General features: G+C 67.4%; 16 protein-coding genes. 6 read left to right on the forward strand and 10 right to left on the reverse strand.

Going from position 1 to position 19419, the window contains the following annotated elements; translation table 11 throughout:
- Positions 1-6 precede the first annotated feature (6 nt).
- The 4 genes from leuS to SB816_RS27530 form a co-directional block, all read right to left on the reverse strand.
- Positions 7-2664 carry a leucine--tRNA ligase gene (leuS, locus tag SB816_RS27515; protein ID WP_269873483.1) on the reverse strand — a complete coding sequence of 886 codons (2658 nt, stop codon included), beginning with the start codon at positions 2662-2664 and terminating at the stop codon, positions 7-9.
- Between the two features lie 86 nt (positions 2665-2750).
- Complete coding sequence (locus SB816_RS27520; protein WP_054503263.1) at positions 2751-3965, reverse strand: MFS transporter; 1215 nt, start codon at positions 3963-3965, stop codon at positions 2751-2753.
- 36 nt (positions 3966-4001) lie between these two features.
- The gene (locus tag SB816_RS27525) at positions 4002-4514 is read right to left on the reverse strand and encodes a MarR family winged helix-turn-helix transcriptional regulator (protein WP_064523429.1); all 513 of its coding nucleotides are present in this window, start codon (positions 4512-4514) and stop codon (positions 4002-4004) included.
- A gap of 180 nt (positions 4515-4694) precedes the next feature.
- Positions 4695-5153 (reverse strand): HU family DNA-binding protein, encoded by a 459-nt coding sequence (locus SB816_RS27530; protein ID WP_054503261.1) that lies wholly within the window; start codon positions 5151-5153, stop codon positions 4695-4697.
- Between the two features lie 410 nt (positions 5154-5563).
- On the opposite strand from SB816_RS27530, the gene SB816_RS27535 reads away from it, so the two are divergent.
- From SB816_RS27535 to SB816_RS27550, 4 genes are all read left to right on the forward strand, one after another.
- Positions 5564-6721, forward strand: coding sequence for a D-alanyl-D-alanine carboxypeptidase family protein (locus tag SB816_RS27535; protein ID WP_081273386.1), 1158 nt, complete (start codon positions 5564-5566; stop codon positions 6719-6721).
- 16 nt (positions 6722-6737) lie between these two features.
- Complete coding sequence (locus tag SB816_RS27540; RefSeq protein WP_064523432.1) at positions 6738-7286, forward strand: hemerythrin domain-containing protein; 549 nt, start codon at positions 6738-6740, stop codon at positions 7284-7286.
- Between the two features lie 94 nt (positions 7287-7380).
- The gene (locus tag SB816_RS27545; RefSeq protein ID WP_054503259.1) at positions 7381-8253 is read left to right on the forward strand and encodes a phosphonopyruvate hydrolase; all 873 of its coding nucleotides are present in this window, start codon (positions 7381-7383) and stop codon (positions 8251-8253) included.
- A 35-nt stretch (positions 8254-8288) separates the two neighbouring features.
- Positions 8289-10073, forward strand: a complete 1785-nt coding sequence (locus tag SB816_RS27550) for a SulP family inorganic anion transporter (RefSeq protein ID WP_054503258.1) — start codon at positions 8289-8291, stop codon at positions 10071-10073.
- A 7-nt stretch (positions 10074-10080) separates the two neighbouring features.
- Here the strand turns inward: SB816_RS27550 and SB816_RS27555 are convergent, their stop codons facing one another.
- The 6 genes from SB816_RS27555 to SB816_RS27580 form a co-directional block, all read right to left on the reverse strand.
- Positions 10081-10842 carry an ABC transporter ATP-binding protein gene (locus tag SB816_RS27555; protein WP_064523437.1) on the reverse strand — a complete coding sequence of 254 codons (762 nt, stop codon included), beginning with the start codon at positions 10840-10842 and terminating at the stop codon, positions 10081-10083.
- The gene (locus SB816_RS27560) at positions 10839-12716 is read right to left on the reverse strand and encodes an ABC transporter permease (protein ID WP_175189786.1); all 1878 of its coding nucleotides are present in this window, start codon (positions 12714-12716) and stop codon (positions 10839-10841) included. The genes SB816_RS27555 and SB816_RS27560 overlap by 4 nt, the downstream gene beginning before the upstream one ends.
- Positions 12716-13945 (reverse strand): ABC transporter substrate-binding protein, encoded by a 1230-nt coding sequence (locus SB816_RS27565; protein ID WP_082401958.1) that lies wholly within the window; start codon positions 13943-13945, stop codon positions 12716-12718. The genes SB816_RS27560 and SB816_RS27565 overlap by 1 nt, the downstream gene beginning before the upstream one ends.
- Before the next feature lie 259 nt (positions 13946-14204).
- Positions 14205-14372 carry a 50S ribosomal protein L33 gene (gene rpmG, locus SB816_RS27570; protein WP_003810296.1) on the reverse strand — a complete coding sequence of 56 codons (168 nt, stop codon included), beginning with the start codon at positions 14370-14372 and terminating at the stop codon, positions 14205-14207.
- A gap of 37 nt (positions 14373-14409) precedes the next feature.
- Positions 14410-14646 carry a 50S ribosomal protein L28 gene (gene rpmB / locus SB816_RS27575; protein ID WP_054503255.1) on the reverse strand — a complete coding sequence of 79 codons (237 nt, stop codon included), beginning with the start codon at positions 14644-14646 and terminating at the stop codon, positions 14410-14412.
- 458 nt (positions 14647-15104) lie between these two features.
- On the reverse strand, positions 15105-16253 hold the full coding sequence (locus SB816_RS27580; RefSeq protein WP_054503254.1) for a Bcr/CflA family multidrug efflux MFS transporter: 1149 nt from the start codon (positions 16251-16253) through the stop codon (positions 15105-15107).
- A 210-nt stretch (positions 16254-16463) separates the two neighbouring features.
- On the opposite strand from SB816_RS27580, the gene SB816_RS27585 reads away from it, so the two are divergent.
- Together SB816_RS27585 and SB816_RS27590 are read left to right on the forward strand one after the other, a co-directional pair.
- Complete coding sequence (locus tag SB816_RS27585; protein WP_116792146.1) at positions 16464-17735, forward strand: class I SAM-dependent methyltransferase; 1272 nt, start codon at positions 16464-16466, stop codon at positions 17733-17735.
- Between the two features lie 417 nt (positions 17736-18152).
- Positions 18153-19154, forward strand: coding sequence for an ABC transporter substrate-binding protein (locus SB816_RS27590; RefSeq protein WP_049072697.1), 1002 nt, complete (start codon positions 18153-18155; stop codon positions 19152-19154).
- Positions 19155-19419 lie beyond the last annotated feature (265 nt).

The raw sequence follows: 19419 nt of genomic DNA on the forward strand, positions 1-19419 counted from the left end.
ACCTCATCAGCCTACGACGTTGACCAGTTTGCCCGGAACCACGATGACCCGCTTGGGCGGGCGGCCTTCCAGGTAGCGGGCGACTTCATCCTGGGCGGCGGCGAGTTTCTCGATGTCTTCCTTGGCGGCCTTGGCGGCGACGCGGATCGAGCCGCGCAGCTTGCCGTTGACCTGCAGCATCAGTTCGATTTCGTCCGCCACCAGCGCGGCTTCGTCGACGTGCGGCCACGGCGCGTCGAGCAGGTCGCCCAGCTCGTGCGCGTAGCCGAGGTCGCGCCACAGGTGCCAGGTGATGTGCGGCACCACCGGGTACAGCACGCGCAGCAGCACGCCCAGCGTTTCGGCGTAGGCGGCGTCGGCGTGCTTGCCTTCGGGCAGCTTGGCGTCGTCGATGGCGTTGAGCATCTTCATGCACGCCGACACGACGGTGTTGTACTGGATGCGCTGGTAGTCGTAGTCGGCCTGCTTGAGCAGGTTGTAGACCTCGCGGCGCAGATCCTTGACGGCGGCGGGCGCGTCGGTCCAGTCGGCGCCGGCGGCCAGGCCGCGGGCGACGGTGTCGCGCTGCGCGTAGCTGATCGACCACAGGCGGCGCAGGAAGCGGTTCGAGCCTTCGACGCCGGAATCGGACCATTCGAGGGTCTGCTCGGGCGGGCTGGCGAACATCACGAACAGGCGCGCGGTGTCGGCGCCCAGCGTGTCGATCAGCGATTGCGGATCGACGCCGTTGTTCTTGGACTTGGACATCGTGCCCACGCCGCCGTAGGTCACGTCCGAGCCGTCGGACTTGAGCTTGGCCCCGATGATGGCGCCGCGCGCGTCGTAGACGTTCTCGACTTCCTCGGGCCAGAAATACTCGATGCCGCCCTGGGCGTTCTTGCGCGAGTAGATGTGGTTCAGCACCATGCCCTGGCACAGCAGCTTGGTGAAGGGCTCGTCGAAGTTGAGCAGGCCCATGTCGCGCATGACCTTGGTCCAGAAGCGCGCGTACAGCAGGTGCAGGACCGCGTGCTCGATGCCGCCGATGTACTGGTCCATCGGCATCCAGTAGTCATTGCGCGCGTCGACCATGGCAGTGTTGTTGCCCGGCGAGGTGTAGCGCATGAAGTACCAGGACGAGTCCACGAAGGTGTCCATCGTGTCCGTCTCGCGGCGCGCCGGCTTGCCGCAACTGGGGCAGGCGCACGACAGGAAGGCTTCGTTCTTGGCCAGCGGGTTGCCGCTGCCGTCCGGGATCAGGTCGTCCGGCAGCACCACCGGCAGGTCCTTTTCGGGGACCGGCACCGGGCCGCAATCCGCGCAGTGGATGATGGGGATCGGGGTGCCCCAGTAGCGCTGGCGCGAGATGCCCCAGTCGCGCAGGCGCCAGGTGGTCTGCTTTTCGCCCAGGCCTCGCGCCCCGAGGTCGGCGGCGATGGCGTCCACGGCTTCCTTGTGCGACAGGCCGTCGTACTTGCCCGAGTTGATGGTGCGGCCGCTCTGCTTGTCGCCGTACCATTCCTGCCAGGCGTCGGTGGAGTAGGCCTTGCCGGCCACGTCCACGACCTGGCGGATCGGCAGCTCATACTTCTTGGCGAAGGCGAAGTCGCGTTCGTCGTGCGCTGGCACGCCCATCACGGCGCCGTCGCCGTAGGTCATGAGCACGTAGTTGCCGACCCAGACTTCGACCTGGTCGCCGGTGATCGGGTGCGTCACGAACAGGCCGGTGGGCAGGCCTTCCTTTTCACGCGTGGCCAGTTCGGCCTCGGTGGTGCCGCCCAGCTTGCACTGTTCGATGAAGGCGGCCAGGGCCGGGTTCGACTGCGCGGCGTGGGTGGCCAGGGGATGTTCCGGCGCCACGGCGCAGAAGGTCACGCCCATGATGGTGTCGGCGCGGGTGGTGAAGACGTACAGCTTGCCGTCCTGGATCAACTGGCCGTCCTGGCCGGCGATCTGGTGCGGGAAGGCGAAGCGCAGGCCCTCGGACTTGCCGATCCAGTTTTCCTGCATCAGGCGCACGCGCTCGGGCCAGCCGGGCAGGTCGTTCTGCACCGCGCCCAGCAGTTCGTCGGCGTAATCGGTGATGCGCAGGTAGTAGCCGGGGATCTCGCGCTTTTCGACCGGGGCGCCCGAGCGCCAGCCGCGGCCGTCGATGACCTGTTCGTTGGCCAGCACGGTCTGGTCGACCGGGTCCCAGTTCACGACCTGGGTCTTGCGGTAGGCGACGCCCTTTTCGAGCATTTTCAGGAACAGCCACTGGTTCCACTTGTAGTACTCGGGATCGCAGGCGCACATTTCGCGCGACCAGTCGATCGCCAGGCCCATCGCCTTCATCTGCTTCTTCATGTAGGCGATGTTGTCGTAGGTCCACTTGGCGGGCGGCACCTTGGACTTGATGGCGGCGTTCTCGGCCGGCATGCCGAAGGCATCCCAGCCCATCGGCATCAGCACGTTGTAGCCCCGCATGCGCAACTGGCGCGCCATCATGTCGTTGATGGTGTAGTTGCGCACGTGGCCCATGTGCAGCTTGCCGCTGGGATAGGGCAGCATCGAGCAGGCGTAGAACTTCGGCTTCTCGGAGCCGTCCGGGTTCTTCGCGTGTTCATGGACCAGATAGGCGTCGCGTGCCTGCCAGTCTTGGTGGGCGGCCGCTTCGACGGTAGTGGGGAGGTAACGTTCCTGCATGGGCTCGTGCGCGATGGCGAAAAATGGGTGAACCGCCCCCGCGCGCCAGGCGCGGGGGCGGTCAAAACCCCTGATTATAGGAGGTGCTAGGCGCGGATAGGGGGCGGGGCGGTTTCCGGGATGCGGGCGCTGGCCCCGAGCATGCCGTAGGCCAGGGTTATGGCCGCCAGAACCGCGCCCGCGGTGACCACGCCGGGCCAGCCGTAATGGGAGTACAGCCAGGACGATACCAGTGATCCGGTGGCCCCGCCGATGAAGTAGCTGGTCATGTAACCGGCCGTCAGGCGGCTGCGGGCCTCGGGACGGGTGCGGTACAGCGAGCTGGTATTGGTGACGTGGACGCCCTGGATCGCCAGGTCCTGGATCAGGATGCCGGCCAGCAGCGCGATGACCGAGGCCTGGCCGAAGGCCATCAGGCCCCACGACGCCAGCAGCAGCAGCAGGCCGATGCGGGTGGCCTGGTTGCCCAGGCCGCGGTCGGCCAGCCTGCCGAACCGGTTGGCGGCGTAGGCGCCGGCCGCGCCGGCCAGCCCGAACAGGCCGATGGTGGTGTTGTTGAAACCGTAGTCCGGGCCCGACAGCAGGAAGGTCAGCGGCGTCCACAGCATGCTGAAGGCGGCGAACAGCAGGCCGCCCAGCAGCGAGCGGCCGCGCAGCAACGGTTCCTCGGCGAACAGGCGGAAGATCGAGCCGAGCAGACGCGGATAGCTCATCGCGGCCTGGCTCTTGTGGCGCGGCAGCACCCGCCAGAGCGCGCACGACATGCAGAGCATCAGGATCGCGGCGACCCAGTAGACGGTGCGCCAACTGCCCAGGTCGGCCAGCACGCCGGCCGCGGTGCGGGCCAGCAGGATGCCCAGCAGCAGGCCGCTCATGACGGTGCCGACCGCCTTGCCGCGCTCGTGCGGCGCCGCCAGGGTGGCCGCGAACGGCACCAGCACCTGTGCCACCACCGACAGCATGCCGGTCACCGCGGTGCCCAGCATCAGCATCTGGATGTTGCGGGCGAAGGCCGACACCAGCAGGCCGCCGGACGACAACAGGGTCATCAGCACGATCAGGCCGCGGCGTTCGAACAGATCGCCCAGCGGCACCAGCAGGATCAGGCCGAGCGCGTAGCTCAACTGCGCGATCATGACGATGCTGCCGGCGGTGGCATTGGACAGCGTGAATTGCTGGCTGATGGTGTGCAGCAGCGGCTGCGCGTAATAGTTGCTGGCGACCGCCAGGCCGGTGGCGACGGACATCAGCAGGATGACGGGCGCGGTCAGCGGAGCGGGTTGGGCAGGTGCGGCGTTCATGTGAGGCGGGGCGTGGAAGTGTGGCGAAAGGAAGACTCAGGCGGCGATGCCGCCGGGCGTTTCCCGGTCGTGCGGAATCAGCAGTTTCTTCAGCAGGCCGGCCATCTGGCGGCGTTCGGTGGCGTTCAAGGGGGCGAGCAGCGATTCCAGTTCGCGCAGGTAATCCTTGAGCACCTGCTTGATGACGCGCAGGCCTTCGGCGGTCAGCGCCACGATGACGCCGCGACGGTCGTCGGGGTTGGGCGTGCGCGCCAGCAGGCCGGCCTGTTCCAGGCGGTCCAGCCGGTTGGTCATGGCGCCCGAGGTCAGCAGCAGCGCCGCGACCAGCTTCTGCGGATTCATGGCGTATGGCGCGCCGGTGCGGTACAGCGTCGCGAGCACGTCGAATTCGCCCTGGTGCAGGTGGTGGCGCTTGAACGCCTGGCCCACGTCACGCGCGGCGAAGGCGTGGAAGCGGAACACGCGGCTGAGGACGCTCATCGGCGAGATATCCAGGTTGGGACATTCCTGCTCCCACTGCGACAGCACCAGGTCGACCAGATCATTCATGATGTTTTTATATGAAGTATCTTTATATAAAGATAAATTCTAGCAGGCCGTCCCGGGATCATGCAAGGCGCGCCCGCCGGCGGGCGCGGACCGCGCCGGAAAGCGCGGGCGCGCAAAAAAGAAAGGGCCCGCCCCTTGCGGGGCAGGCCCTTTCCGGCTTGACCGGATAACCGTGCGGAATTACTGCGCGGCGTCCTTCAGCTTCTTGAGCGGGCGAACCTTCACCTTGACCGAAGCCGGCTTGGCGGGGAACCAGCGCTCTTCGCCGGTGAACGGATCCTTGCCGAAGCGCTTGGCCTTGGCGGGGACCTTCTGCACGGCAACCTTGAACAGGCCGGGCAGCGTGAATTCGCCAGCGCCCTTCTTGTCCACGGAGCTCAGCACCGAGGTTTCCAGGCTGGCCAGGACGGCCTTGACCGCCTTGGCTTCAACGCCGGACTGCTCGACGATGTAGGCGATCAGCTGGGTCTTGTTCAGAGCAGCCTTGATAGCCTTGGGGGCGGCAGCGACCTTCTTGGCGGCGACGGCCTTCTTGGCTGCCGGCTTCACAGCGGGTTTGGCGGCGGTAGCCTTCTTTGCGGGCGCCTTGGCGGCGGGCTTGGTGACTTTCTTGGCAGGAGCTTTAGCTTTCGTGGCCATGGTCAAAATCCGTATGTTGAGGACATGGGGCAGCGCGCGCGCCGGGTATCGGCGTTTAACGCTACGCGCCCGATGATAGCGGAAGAGTGGCGGTTGTAGCCGCTTTCGCAAGGCCTTTCGCGCAATCTTTGTTGTTTTCCAGGCAGAAAAACCCCTTCTACAAGGGGTTCTGCAAAATGCAGTGACAATCGCTGCGATTTTTTCAGTGGCACGCGCGGCATCGGAACGCGCGCGCCAAGCCATTGCGCGGCAGCAGACGTTGCGCGCGCCGGGCCGTTTTGAACCATCCGGGCCAAGCGTGTTCCAATGCTTCGCGCCGCGCGTCGGCGGGCGCGGGCGGGTGGCGGTGTGGCCGCCTGCCGGCGCTGGCCCGCGTGCCATCCTTACCCCGCATGGAAGTGAAGCACCCTATGTTGATGAAGAAGTTGGCGGCGAGCCTGCTCGTTGCGACCGCGTGTATGTCAGGCGCCCTGGCGCAATCGATGCCCCAGCCAGACCTGTCGGCCAAGGCCTGGTTGCTGCTGGACGAGACCAGCGGCCAGGTGATCGCGTCGCACGCGGCCACCGCCCGGATCGAGCCGGCCTCGCTCACCAAGATCATGACGGCGTACGTGGTGTTCGGCGCTATCCACAACAAGGAGCTGTCGCCGGACCAGAAGGTGACCATCTCGACGCGCGCCTGGAAAGTGCCGCCCGGCAGTTCCAAGATGTTCCTGGAGCCGGGCTCCAAGGTGTCCGTGGACCAGTTGCTGCGCGGCCTGATGATCCAGTCCGGCAATGACGCGGCGATCGCGCTCGCCGAAGCGCTGTCGGGCAGCGTCGAGGCGTTCGTGGCGCGCATGAATGACACCGCCGTGCAACTCGGCCTGCATGGCACGCACTTCGCCAGTCCCCACGGGCTGCCGGATCCGGGCACGTATTCCACGGTCAGCGACCTGTCGATCCTTGCCACGCGCTTCATCCGCGATTACCCCGAGCTGTACAAGGCCTACGATTCGGCCAAGACCTTCACCTATAACAACATCACGCAACCCAACCGCAACCGGCTGCTGTGGCTCGATCCCAGCGTCGACGGCCTGAAGACGGGCCATACCGACGCGGCCGGTTACTGCATCGTGGCGACCGCGCACCGGCCCAACGGTCGCGACCAGCGTCGCCTGATCACGGTGGTGGTCGGCACGGCCTCGGACAAACTGCGCACCCAGGAGAGCCGCGAGTTGCTGGAATGGGGCTTCCAGGGGTTCAATACCATCAAGTTATATGCGAAGGGCCAGGCGGTGGCCACGCCCGAGGTCTGGAAGGGCCAGACCGACACGCTCAAGGCCGGTTTCGCGCGCGACGCCTACGTCACGGTGCCGGCCGGCGCCAAGGTCGAGCCGGTCTGGACCCCGCAGGATCCGCTGGTGGCGCCGATCGCGGCCCAGGCCACGGTCGGCTCGCTGCGCGTGATGGTCGACGGCAAGCCCGCCATGCAGTTTCCGGTGGTGGCGCTGGAGCCGGTGGCCGAGGCCGGATTCGCCGGCCGCGCCTGGGATTCCATCCGCTTGTGGTGGCGCGGGCATTCCTGATCCGACGGGAGGGGACATGGCGGTGAGTTTTCCGGGTGGGCCGGCCGCGGCGCCGACCACCGATGATCCTCTTGGGCTGCTGTCCGCCTGTCATGGACGCATTGCGCGGCAATGCGCAACCTTGCGGCGCCTGGCCGCGCATCTGCCTGCGCATGGCAGCGATGACGCGGCCCGGGTCGCGGCGGCGGGCGTCGCGCGTTATTTCCAGACGGCCGCGATCCACCACCACGAAGACGAGGAAGAGGACCTGTTCCCGGCTCTGATCGAGTCCATGGCGGGTTCCGACGCCGTCTGCCTGCGCGCGCTGGTCGATGGATTGATTGCCGATCATGCGCGGCTGGCAGCGCTGTGGGCGCCGTTGCGGCAAATCCTGGGCGAGATCGCGGCGGGCCGCCCGGCGGCGCTGCCGCCGGCGCAGGTTGAGGCGTTCGCGGCGGCCTATGCGGCGCATATCCAGCGCGAAGAGGATGAACTGCTGCCGCTGGCCGCGCGCCTGATCGGCGATGACGCCCTGGCCGCGCTCAGCCGGGCGATGAAGGCGCGGCGCGGCGGCGAGGCTGGCTGAACCTCGTCGCGCGCCAGGCGGCCGCCCGGCGCTTCTTTTAGTGTTAAATGGTCGCAGCCGGGGCAATCCGCGCCGGATCTCGGATCGCCACGCCATGCACCGCAACGCACGCTTTCGCCGGAAACTGCAGGATCCCGCCCTGATGCACGCCATGTCGGCGCACAATCCGCTGGCCGCCCGGCTGGCGATGGAGGCCGGGTTCGACGCGATCTGGGGCAGTGGCTTTGAATTGTCGGCCAGCTACGCCGTGCCGGACGCCAATATCCTGTCGGCCGGGGTGCACCTTGACATGATGCGCGCCATGGCCGCCACGGTCGACGTGCCGGTCATCGCCGATATCGACACCGGGTTCGGCAACGCCATCAACGTTTCCTACGTCGTGCCGCAATACGAGGCCGCGGGCGTGTCGGCGGTCGTGATGGAAGACAAGACCTTTCCCAAGGACACCAGCCTGCGGACCGATGGCCGCCAGGAACTGGTGCGCGTGGAGGAATTCCAGGGCAAGATCGAAGCGGCCTGTGCCGCCCGTCGCGATCCCGATTTCTGCGTCATCGCGCGGACCGAAGCGCTGATCGCGGGACTTGGACAGGCCGAGGCCCTGGCGCGCGCCGCGGCCTATGAGGCGGCCGGCGCCGACGCCATCCTGATCCATTCCAGGCAGGCCACCCCCGACGAGGTGCTGGCCTTCGTCGCGGCCTGGTCCGGCGGCGTGCCGCTGGTGCTGGTGCCCACCGCGTACCCGCAACTGCGCGAGCGCGACATCCAGGCGCTGGGCAAGGTGGGGCTGGTGATCTACGGCAACCACGCGATCCGAGCAGCCGTAGGCGCGATGCGCGAGGTCTTCGCCCGCATCCGCGAGGACGGCGGCATCCATGCCGTCGATGCCGGCCTGCCGACCGTGCGCGATATCATCGGTCTCCAGGGCGACGCGGACATGCGCGAGCTGGAACGCAGGTTCCTGCGCTGAGCGCGCGGGAATGCAGAAGACGGGGCAGGGGAGCGATGGCGGCGGGATGGAAAGCGCGGTTGGCGCGGGTGTTGGGCGATTGGGTGCCGGAAGTCGGGCCCGCGACCCTGCGCGCGGACCTGACGGCCGGGCTGCTCGGCGCGCTGCTGGTGCTGCCGCAGGGCGTGGCCTTCGCCACGCTGGCCGGGCTGCCGGCGCAATATGGCCTGTATTCGGCCATCGTGCCCTGTATCGTGGCGGCGCTGTTCGGCTCCAGCCGCCATGTCATGTCCGGCCCCACCAATGCCAATTCGCTGGCGCTGTTCGCGGTGCTGACGCCGCTGGCGGTGGCGGGCAGTCCGGGCTACATCGAACTGGCCCTGGCGGTGACGGTGCTGGTCGGCCTGATGCAATGGCTGGTGGGCGCCCTGAGGCTGGGTTCGCTGGCGCACTTCATTTCACCATCGGCGCTGTTCGGCTTCACTAGCGGCGCGGCCCTGCTGATCGCGGTGCATGCGCTCAAGGATGCGCTGGGCCTGCCTGCGCCGGATTCGCATGGCGCCGGCGCGTTGCTGGCCAGCCTGGCCGGCCATTGGGACCAGTCGCTGGCGGGCGCGCTGCTGGTGACTGCCGTGACGATCGCCGCGGCCCTGTTGCTCAGGCGGCTGGACAGGCGCAGGCCCTACATGCTGGCCGGATTGGTGGCGGGGGCGCTGGCCGCGGCGGTGTTCAATGCGCTGGCGGCGCGCCTTGGCGCCGCGCCGGTGCCGCTCCTGGGAGATCTGGCGCAGCCGTGGCCGCCCTTCCACGTGCCCAGCATCGACTGGCGCGCCTTGCCCGATCTGCTCAGCCTGGCGTTCGCATTGACCATCGTGGCGCTGGCGCAATCGATTTCCATCGCCAAGGCGGTGGCGACGCGTTCGGGACAGCGCATCGACGCCAATCGTGAATTCGTCGGGCAGGGGCTCTCCAACGTCGTGGGCGGTTTCTTTTCCTGTTATCTGTCCTGCGGCTCGCTCAACCGTTCCATCCCCAACTACGAGGCGGGCGCAAAGACGCCGCTGGCGGCGGTGTTCTCGGCGCTGCTGCTGATGGCGCTGGTGGCGCTGAGCGGCCCCCTGCTGGCGCGGATTCCGCAAGCGGCCATCGCGGGCCTGTTGCTGCTGGTGGCCTGGACCCTGCTGGACGTGCCCCGCTGGCGCCAGTTGATCCGCACCCAGCCGGGCGAAAGCGCGATCGCCGCGGCCACGCTGGCGGCCACCGTCACCATCCGCATGGAGGTGGCGATCCTGCTGGGCACCGTGCTGTCGCTGATGGCGTACCTGCATCGCACCTCGCGGCCGGCGATGCGCACCATGGGGTTCGATTCGCGCGGCCTGGACCGCCGCTTCGTGGTGCTGGCGCAGCAGCCCGAGGCTTTGCCGGAATGCCCCCAGCTCAAGCTGCTGCGCATGGAAGGGTCGGTGTATTTCGGCGCAGCCGCGCACGTGGCGCAGCGCCTGCAGGAACTGCGCGCGGGTGCGGATGCGCCGCGCCATTTGCTGGTGATGGCCAAGAGCATGAACTTCATCGACCTGGCCGGCGCCCAGGTCTGGGAGGACGAACTGGTGGCGCGCCGCGCCATGGGAGGCGACCTTTATTTCCACCGGCCGCGTCCCGAGGTGCTGGCGATGTGGCGCCGCACCGGCTTCCTGGAGCGGCTGGGCGCGGACCACGTGTTTCCTGACAAGGCGACCGCGCTGCACGCCATCTACGCCAGGCTGGACCGGGGCATCTGCGCGGGCTGCCAGGCCCGGGTGTTCTGGGAATGCCAGCCGGATAGCCCGCAGGCCGGCCACTGATCCGGTCTCAGGGGGGCGGCGCGTCGGTGCCGAGATAGGCGGCCTGGACGCGTGCGTCGGCCGCGATCCGGTCTGGCGGGCCCTCGGCCAGCAGGCGGCCGCGCACCAGCACGGCGATGCGGTCGGCATGTTTGAAGACCACGTCCAGGCTGTGCTCGGTGAACAGTACGGCCATGCGCTGCGTGTCGGCCAGTTCACGCGTCAGGCGCATGAGCGCGTGGCGTTCGTTGGTGGCCATGCCGGCGGTGGGTTCGTCCATCAGCAGCAGCTTCGGCCGGTGCGCCAACGCCATGGCCAGCTCGACCCGCTTGACGTCGCCGTAGGCCAGGGCGCCGCAGTGCGCGCCGGCCTGGGCGGCCATCCGCACCTGTTCCAGCAGCGCCATGGCCTCGTCGGCGCGGTGCAATGCGGCGCGGCGCCAGGGACGGAACAACAGGCGGTCGCGCGACAGCAGGGCCGTCTGCACGTTTTCAAGCACCGTCATCGAGCGGAAGGTGGCGGCGGTCTGGAAGGTGCGCCCAACGCCCAGGCGGCAGATCTTGCCCGCCGTCAGGCCCACCAGCTCGCGGCCGTCCAGCCGCACCGATCCGGTATCGGGTCGCAACTGGCCGCCCAGCACGTTGAAGCAGGTGGACTTGCCGGCGCCGTTCGGGCCGATCAACGCCAGCATCTGGCCGGCCTCGAGCTGGAACGAGACATCCGCCAGCGCGTCGATGCCGCCGAATGATTTGCGCAGTCCCTCGACCGTCAGCAAGGCGTTGGCGGTCATGCGCGCCTCCGCGTCCAGCGCGCGGCGGCGCCCGCCAGGCCCGACGGGAACGCCATCACCAGCGCCAGGATGGCGAGCCCCAGCACCGCGTGCCAGTAGTCCGTGCTGCGTGCCGCGACATCCTGCAGCCAGGTGTAGGCGGCCGCGCCGACCAGCGGGCCGGCCAGCGTCTGCAGACCGCCCAGCAGCACCATCACCAGCCCATCCACCGACCGGCTCACGCCGAGCACGTCGGGAGCGATGCTGCCCTTGGAGAACGCGTACAGCGCCCCGGCCATGCCCGCGGCCAGCGACGCCGCCACGAAGCCGGCCCACTGGATGCGGCGGATGTCCATGCCCTGCGCTTCGGCCCGCAAGGCCGAATCGCGCGCGCCGCGCAGTGCGTAGCCCAGCGGCGAGAACGCCAGGCGCCGCAGCCAGGCGATGCCGAGCGCGCAAAGCGCCAGCGTCAGGTAGTAGAACCAGGGGCCCTGCGTCAGCCAGCGCGACGGCCACAGGCCGGTCAGGCCGTTGCTGCCGCCGGTCATCGCATCCCATTGATAGGCCAGCGCCCACAGGATCTGCGCCACGGCCAGGGTCAGCATCGCCAGGTACACGCCGGACAGGCGCACGCAGAACCAGCCGAACAGCGCCGCGCCAAGCCCGGCGGCCAGCGGGCCCAGCAGCAACGCGGCTTCCATCGGCAGGGCCGCCAGTTTCAGCAGCAGCGCCGCGCCGTAGGCGCCCAGGCCGAACCAGGCGGCGTGGCCGAATGTGGTCATGCCGGCCAGGCCGGTCAGGAAATGCAGGCTCGCGGCGAACAGGGCGGCGATCAGCACTTCGGTCAGCAGGATGCCCAGATACGGCCACTGCGCGGTCGCCAGGGGCGCCAGGACCAGCAATGCCAGCAACGCGCCGTAGGCCAGCCGCAGACGGCGGCCGGCGGGGGCGATGGGCGCCTCGGCCGCCAGCGCATGCGAGGAGGGCGCCGGCGGCTGGCCCAGCAGGCCCCAGGGACGCGCCACCAGCACGACGGCCATCACGGCGAATTCGGCCAGCAGGGTGAGCTTGGACAGGTTGAACAGCCAGGGGCCGATCTGCACTTGCCCCAGGAAGACGAAGACGGCCTTGACGCAGCAGATCAGCACCGCCGCCAGGAAGGCGCCGGGAATCGAGCCCAGGCCGCCGACGACAACGACTACGAAGGCGCTGGCGATGATCTCCAGATCGAGCCCGAGCGTGGCGGGCACGCGCGGCGCGGCCAGCGCGCCGCCGAGCCCGGCCAGGAACGCGCCCAGCGTGAAGGCCGAGGTGAACAGCCAGGCCTGGTTGACGCCGAGCGCGGCCAGCATGTCGCGGTTCTCGGCGGCGGCGCGCAGCAGCCGGCCCCAGCGGGTGCGCATCAGCAGCAGCCACAGCAGGCCCAGCACCACCGGGCCGGCCACGATTAGCAGCAGGTCATATTGGGGAAAGCGCCTGCCCAGGATTTCGACCGCGCCGGAGAGGCCGGGCGCGCGGGCCGCGAACAGGTCTTCCGGGCCCCAGATCGCCAGAGCGGCGTCGCCGATGATCAGCACCAGCGCGAAGGTCGCCAGCAACTGGAACAGTTCCGGCGCGCGGTATAGCCGCTTGAGCACCAGCAGTTCAGCCGCGGCGCCGATCAGGCCGGTGGCCAGCGCCGCCAGCAGCAGCCCGGCCCAGTAGCCCGGGCCGTCACCGAAATACCGGGTGAAGCTCCAGGCGAGGTATATCCCCAGCATGTAGAAGGAGCCGTGCGCGAAATTGACGACCCGCGTGACGCCGAAGATCAGCGACAGGCCGGCGGCCACCAGGAACAGCGCGCTGGCATCCGCCAGGCCGTTGAGCAACTGCGACAGCAGCCCGGACAGGCTCATCAGTGCGGGCGCATCTTGCGAACTTGTTCGTCCGGCGGTTGCAGGCGCGCGCCGTCGATGTAGGCGAAGTCCTTCATGATGCCCTTGCCGTCCTCGACCGCGGTGACGCCGATGTAGACGCCCATGGTCGACTGGTGGTCGATCTTGCGGTACTGGATCGGGCCGTAGGGCGTGTCCACTTTCAGCCCGGCGAAGGCGTCGACGAGTTTTTCGGTGTCGACCTCGCCGGCCGCCTTCAGGCCCTGGGCGATCGACATGAGCGACGCGTAGCCGACCACCGAGCCGACCTTGGGCGTCTCGTTGTAGCGCTTGCGGTAGGCCTCGACGAAGGCTTTGTTGGCCGGGGTGTCGATGGCGTACCAGGGGTAGCCGGTGACGATCCAGCCCGACGGCGTGTCGGCGCCCAGCGGCTCCAGGTACTCCGGTTCGCCGGACAGCACCGAGACCACGGCGCGGTTCTCGAACAGGCCGCGGGTGTTGCCCTCGCGCACGAAGCGCGTCAGGTCGGCGGCGAACAGCACGTTGAAGATGGCGTCCGGCTTGGCGTCGGCCAGGGCCTGGACCACCGCGCCGGCGTCGACCTTGCCCAGCGGCACGGCCTGCTCGGCGACGAATTCGACGTCGGACTGGAACGACTTCATCATGGCCTTGAAGGTGGCCACGGCCGATTGGCCGTACTCGTAATTGGGGTAGACGATGGCCCAGCGCTTCTTGCGCAGCGCCAGCGCCTTGGGCGCCAGCGCGGCTACGTGCATCCAGGTCGAAGGCCGCAGGCGCCAGGTATAGCGGTTGCCTTCCTGCCAGGTGATCTTGTCGGTCAGCGGCTCGGCCGCCAGGAAGAACACCTGCTGCTGCTTGGCGAAATCGGTCAGCGCCAGGCCGGTGTTGGACAGGAAGCCGCCGAACAGCAGATCCACCTTTTCGCGGGCCAGCAGTTCCTGGGCGGCGCGGACCGAATCGCCTGGGTTGCCGTTGTCGTCGCGCGAAATCACCTCGAGCTTGCGGCCCAGCACGCCGCCGGACGCGTTGACTTCTTCCAGCGCCAGTTGCCAGCCCTTCTTGTACGGGCCCAGGAAGGCGGGAATCGCCTTGTAGCTGTTGATCTCGCCGATGCGGATCGGCGGTTCCTTGTCTTTGGTGTCTTTGGCGGACGCGACGGGGGTCAGCGCCAGGGCCAGGAGCGCGGGGGCGAGCGCGCGGCGCAGCAGGGTCAGGCAGGGACGGAGCATGGCGGATATCGCAGGCGGGAAAGGGCCCGGGCAGGCCGGGCCGTGTCGGACACGGGTTCGGTTCGGCCCAATTGAAGCATGCTCGCCTGCCTGGCGCCAGGAAAAATGGCCCGCCGCGGGCCTGCAGGCGGACCCCAATGGTTTGCGTCCGGTGCGTCTGGCCGGCGCGCCAATGAAAAAGGCCCCGTCACGCAGGGCCCATCAATGAAAAAAGCCCCGCGAAAGCAGGGCCTTTTCGACTTTCCGGAGACCGGCTGAATTACTTCAGCTTGGTTTCCTTGTAGTCAACGTGCTTGCGAGCGACCGGATCAAACTTCTTGATCAGCATCTTCTCGGGCATGTTGCGCTTGTTCTTGGTGGTCGTGTAGAAATGACCCGTGCCGGCAGTCGACTCGAGCTTGATCTTTTCGCGGATACCTTTGGCCATGTCGTGCTCCTAGTATGTCAGATTGGCGGGGGGCCGATTAGGCCAGTTCGCCGCGGGCACGCAGGTCGGCCAGCACGGCGTCGATGCCGTTCTTGTCGATCGTGCGGATGGCCTTGGCCGAGACGCGCAGACGCACCCAGCGGTTTTCGCTTTCAACCCAGAACCGGCGCGATTGCAGGTTGGGCAGGAAGCGACGCTTGGTCTTGTTGTTCGCGTGCGAAACGTTGTTGCCCACCATCGGGCCTTTGCCGGTCACTTGGCATACGCGTGCCATGGATGCACCTCATTTATTCTTGCGCATCGCCGGGGGGAGACAGGGTTTCAGCCGCCGGGCTAAGAAATATCAGAGGCTGGGATCGTCGTGGTCTTGCCACGAGGTCTTGCCATCTTGCCGGCCACCCAGTCTTAGTGGATGAGGGGGGAATCTTTGGAATCCCGCCCAGTGCTTATACCCGCTGCCTGCCATCCGCAAAAAAATGCGCTTGGGGGTCAGAGTGTTGAACTACAAAGCATAGTAGTCCAGCACGGGAAACTTCATGTGAAGACGTAGATTCTAATACGAAAAATCCAGGAAAATCAAGTGTCGAGGCGGCGACACATGGAAAAGCGTGGCGCGCTAGCCGCGACGGGCGCCGCTCGCGGCGCCCGTCGGGCTCGATTTCGGCAGGCATATTCCGCTGCGCGGCGCGGGCCGGCTTCCGTCCCCGTGCCGGCGGCGTTATGTCCCTGCGCTCAGGCCGGGTGCGATTGCGCCACGCGTCCCGACAGCCAGGACAGGCAGGCGCAGGTCGCCAGCGTGGTCGTCAGGGGCAGGGCGCTGTCGGTCTGCCAGGCGCTGACGGCGAAACCGGCCAGCGCGCCGCACGACAGTTGAAGCGTCCCCAATAGCGCCGACGCCGCGCCCAGGCGCTTGCCCTGATCCGACAGCGCCAGGGCCGCCGAGTTGGGATTGACGAAGCCCTGGCTGCCCATGTAGCAGATCAGGCAGGCCATCAACAGCGGCAGCGTCATCCAGCCCCCCAGCGTCAGCGCCACCGCCGCCAGGCTGGCGCAGGCCAGCGCGGTCAGGGCGCGGCGCTGCAGTTGGCGCGGGGTATAGGTGCGCAGCAGGCGGGCGCTGATCTGCGAGCAGACGATGAGCGACAGCGCGTTGGTGCCGAACAGCAGGCCGTAATACTTGGGGTCAACGCCGTATAGTTCGATGAACACCCGCGGCGAGCCGATGATGTAGGCGAACATGCCGGCCTGGCCGAAGCCGCCGGCCAGGCTGTGCGCCATGAACCCGCGGTGCGCGAACAGCGCGCGATAGTTCTGCAAGATGGTGTGCCAGCGCAGCGGCACCACCCGTTCGGGCGCCAGCGATTCCTTCATGATGAGCACGACGGCCGTCATCAGCATGGCGCCGCCGGTCAGCATCACCCAGAACAGGCTGCGCCAGCTGGCGATGCCCAGCAATTGCCCGCCGGCCAGCGGGGCGAGGATCGGCGCGAGACCCATGATCAGCATCAGCAGCGACATGGCGCGCGCCGCTTCGTGGGTTTCGTAATGGTCGCGGATGACGGCGCGCGGGATCACGATGCCGGCCGCGCCGCCCATCGCCTGCACCACGCGCCAGCCGGTCAGCGCCTCGACGGAGCCGGCCAGGGCGCAACCCAGCGACGCGATCATGAATAGCGCCAGGCCCACCAGCAGCGGCGGCTTGCGGCCGAAGCGGTCGGCCATCGGACCATAGAACACCTGCGCCAGCGCCAGGCCGATCAGGTAGGCGGCCAGCGTGCGCTCGACATCGCCGCGCGGCACGCCGAGGTTGGCGGCGATCGTCGGGAACGCCGGCAGGTACATGTCGATGGCGAAAGGACCGATCGCCGTCAGCGCGCCCATGAGGATGAGCCAGCCCGGCAGCGCGCCGCGGGAAGAATGGGTAGGGGGCATGTGGATCGCGACGGGGTCGCGCAATTGACAGGGTGCGTCGCGCGGCATTGCGCGTTTTGCACCAAGCCAATGACTGTATCACGCGTCGCCTTACACGCAAATTGCAAGTGATTTCCGATACAGTCTGTCCGTGTCCGTACGTATTCCAGAGGAGATGCTGTGAGTCCTTTGCTGTCTGTTGTGGAACGCAAGCTCCAGGCTTTGCCCGTCACTGTCCAGTTGGTGCTGCCCGATGGCACCGTGGTCGGGCCGCCGGATCCCCGCGTGCGGTTCGTGACGCATGACAAGACCGCGCTGGCTCACCTGGCCGAGGGCGCCGTGGGCGTGCTGGGGCAGGACTACGTCGAGGGCCGCATCGATATCGAAGGTTCGATGCGCGACGTGATGGCCGCGGCCGCGGCGCTGTTGCCGGGTTCGCCGGTGGACGCGGCGCGCGGCGGCTGGCTGACCGAGCTGGTGCGCAAGGTGATGTCGGTGTGGCGCCACTCGATGGAGCGCGATGCCCGCCAGATCGAATTCCATTACGACCTGTCCGACGATTTCTACGCCTTGTGGCTCGATCCGCGCCGGGTCTATTCCTGCGCCTACTACCGCGAGCCGGGCATGAACCTGGCCCAGGCCCAGGAAGCCAAGCTCGACCACATCTGCCGCAAGCTGCGGCTGCGGCCGGGCGAGCGATTCCTCGATGTGGGCGCGGGCTGGGGTGGGCTGCTGCTGTGGGCCGCCGAGCACTACGGCGTGGACGCCACCGGCATCACGTTGTCGCGCAACCAGCACGCGCACGTCACCCGGCTGATCCAGGAAAAGGGCCTGGGCGACCGCGTGCGGGTGGAGCTGCTGGACTATCGCAAGCTCGACGAGGCCACGCCCTATGACAAGATCGCCTCGGTCGGCATGTTCGAGCACGTCGGCCGGGCCCAGTTGGAAGGCTACTTCGCCAAGCTGCGCCGGCTGCTCAAGCCGGGCGGGCTGATCATGAACCATGGCATCACCGCGGCCGGCGTCTACAACGCCGAACTGGGCAGCGGCATGGGCGAATTCATCGAGAAGTACATCTTCCCTGGCGGCGAGCTGACCCACATCAGCGTTGTCATGGAGGCCATGACCAACGGCGGCCTGGAAGAGGTGGACGTGGAGAATCTGCGGCCGCACTATGCCCGAACCCTGTGGGCGTGGAGCGACGCGCTCGAGGCCAACCTGGCCGAGGCCGCCCGGATCCTGGGCGGCGAGCAGGGCGAGCGTTCGCTGCGCGCCTATCGTCTCTACCTGGCGGGTTGCGCCATGGGCTTCGAGCACGGCTGGATCGCGTTGCACCAGATCGTGGGCCAATACCCGGCCACGGGGCGTCCGGACGAGCTCGACAATCCGCCCGACCTGGCCTACCCGTGGCGGCGCGACTACATGTACCGGGACGCCGATCCAAGACCCTGAAACCGGGTTTTGGAAGCGTCAAATGTATTTATAAGAACAAAATATTAACTAAATGTATCCATGTTTTCGAGGGGCGATTCCCCAGGGGAAAACGGGGAATCGCCTCTTGGGAATAAGGGTTTTTCCGAACGCTTTTCGGCGTGAATGTATCTGATTCGTTCAGGTGCGGGCTTGGGCTATGCATTAATTTCGGTTAAGATGCTGGCTTCTTCTTTCAGTTTGTTCACTATCTGTGGGTTCTCGAAAACTCCGTTTTTCGAGGCTCCTGTCTTGCAAGACCCCGCACCCTGCGGATCCTCTTGTTGCTAGTGTCGGTTTGTATTGGCGGTTCTGCCCGTCTTCCGCACAACCCCCTTAGCTCCATGGCACGGCCGGACCAGCGCCGCCGTGTCCCTGAACCTATGGAGGCAAAAGCCAATGCGTTTCACCCCCGTCAAGACCCTGGCCGCCGCGGCCGTCTTGTTCGCCTTCGCCGGTTCGGCCCAAGCCGCCGATGCGCCGCAATGCGAACTCAAGCGTCCGATCAACTTCGGCGCCATGAACTGGGAATCCAATCTGGTCCTGGTCGATGTCGAACGTTTCATCATGGAAAAGGGCTACGGTTGCAAGACCGAAACCCTGCCTACCGAGACCCTGCCGGCCCTGGCCGCGCTCGAGCGCGGTGACCTGGACATCAACACCGAGATCTGGCTGAACAGCGTCGCCGACCCCTGGGAACGCGCCGAAAAGACCGGCCGCGTCAAACGGATCGGCGATCTCTACATGGGCGGCGAGGCCTGGTACATCCCGCGCTACACCGCCGAGCGCCTGCCCGAGCTGAAGTCCGCGGCCGACCTGCCGAAGTTCAAGGACAAGTTCAAGGACCCCGAGGAGCCCGGCAAGGGCCGTTTCTACGGCTGCCCGGCGGGCTGGGGTTGCGAAGTCACCAGCACCAACCTGTTCCACGCCCTCAAGCTGGACGACACCTACACGCTGTACTCGCCGGGCACCGGCGCGGCGCAGAAGGCGGCCCTGATGTCGGCCTACAAGCGCAAGCAGAACGTGGTCTTCTACTACTGGTCGCCCACGCCGCTGGTGGGCGCCATGGACCTGGTCAAGCTGGAAATGCCGCCCTACGATGCCGACAAGCACAAGTGCCTGACGTCGCCCAAGTGCGCCAAGCCCGAGGCCAGCGCCTATCCCGACAATCCCGTCTTCACCGCGGTGAACACCAAGTTCTCGCAGGAAGCGCCGGTGCTGACCGAGTTCCTGTCGAAGGTCTCGGTGCCGCTGCCCGTGATGAACGAGACCCTGGCCCACATGGAGGAAACCGGCGACGAGTCCGGCGCCGTGGCCAAGTGGTTCCTGAAGAACAAGCCCGACGTCTGGACCAAGTGGGTCCCCGCCGACGTCGCCGGGCGCGTGCAAAGCGCGCTGTAACCCGCGCCGCCTTTCCGGCGGCGGGCCGCTCCGGCTTGCCGGGACGGCCCGCCGGGTTGGACTTTTTCCCCTTGGGATGACCCCAAGGGGAAAAAGCCCTCCGGCAGGCGGACTGCCCGCCATGCGGGCAATGCGCGGGAGGTATTGCTCCCGCGCCGGACTGTAAGCGTGTTTCGCCCTTGCCGACGGCCGCTCCCCGCGAGGGCGCCGCCGCCGGTCTCCGTGCCGGATGCCGTGCTGGCGCACGGCGCGGCGCGTGGCGAAC

The organism is Achromobacter sp. SIMBA_011, assembly GCF_046535435.1.
Lineage (GTDB): Bacteria > Pseudomonadota > Gammaproteobacteria > Burkholderiales > Burkholderiaceae_B > Achromobacter > Achromobacter dolens.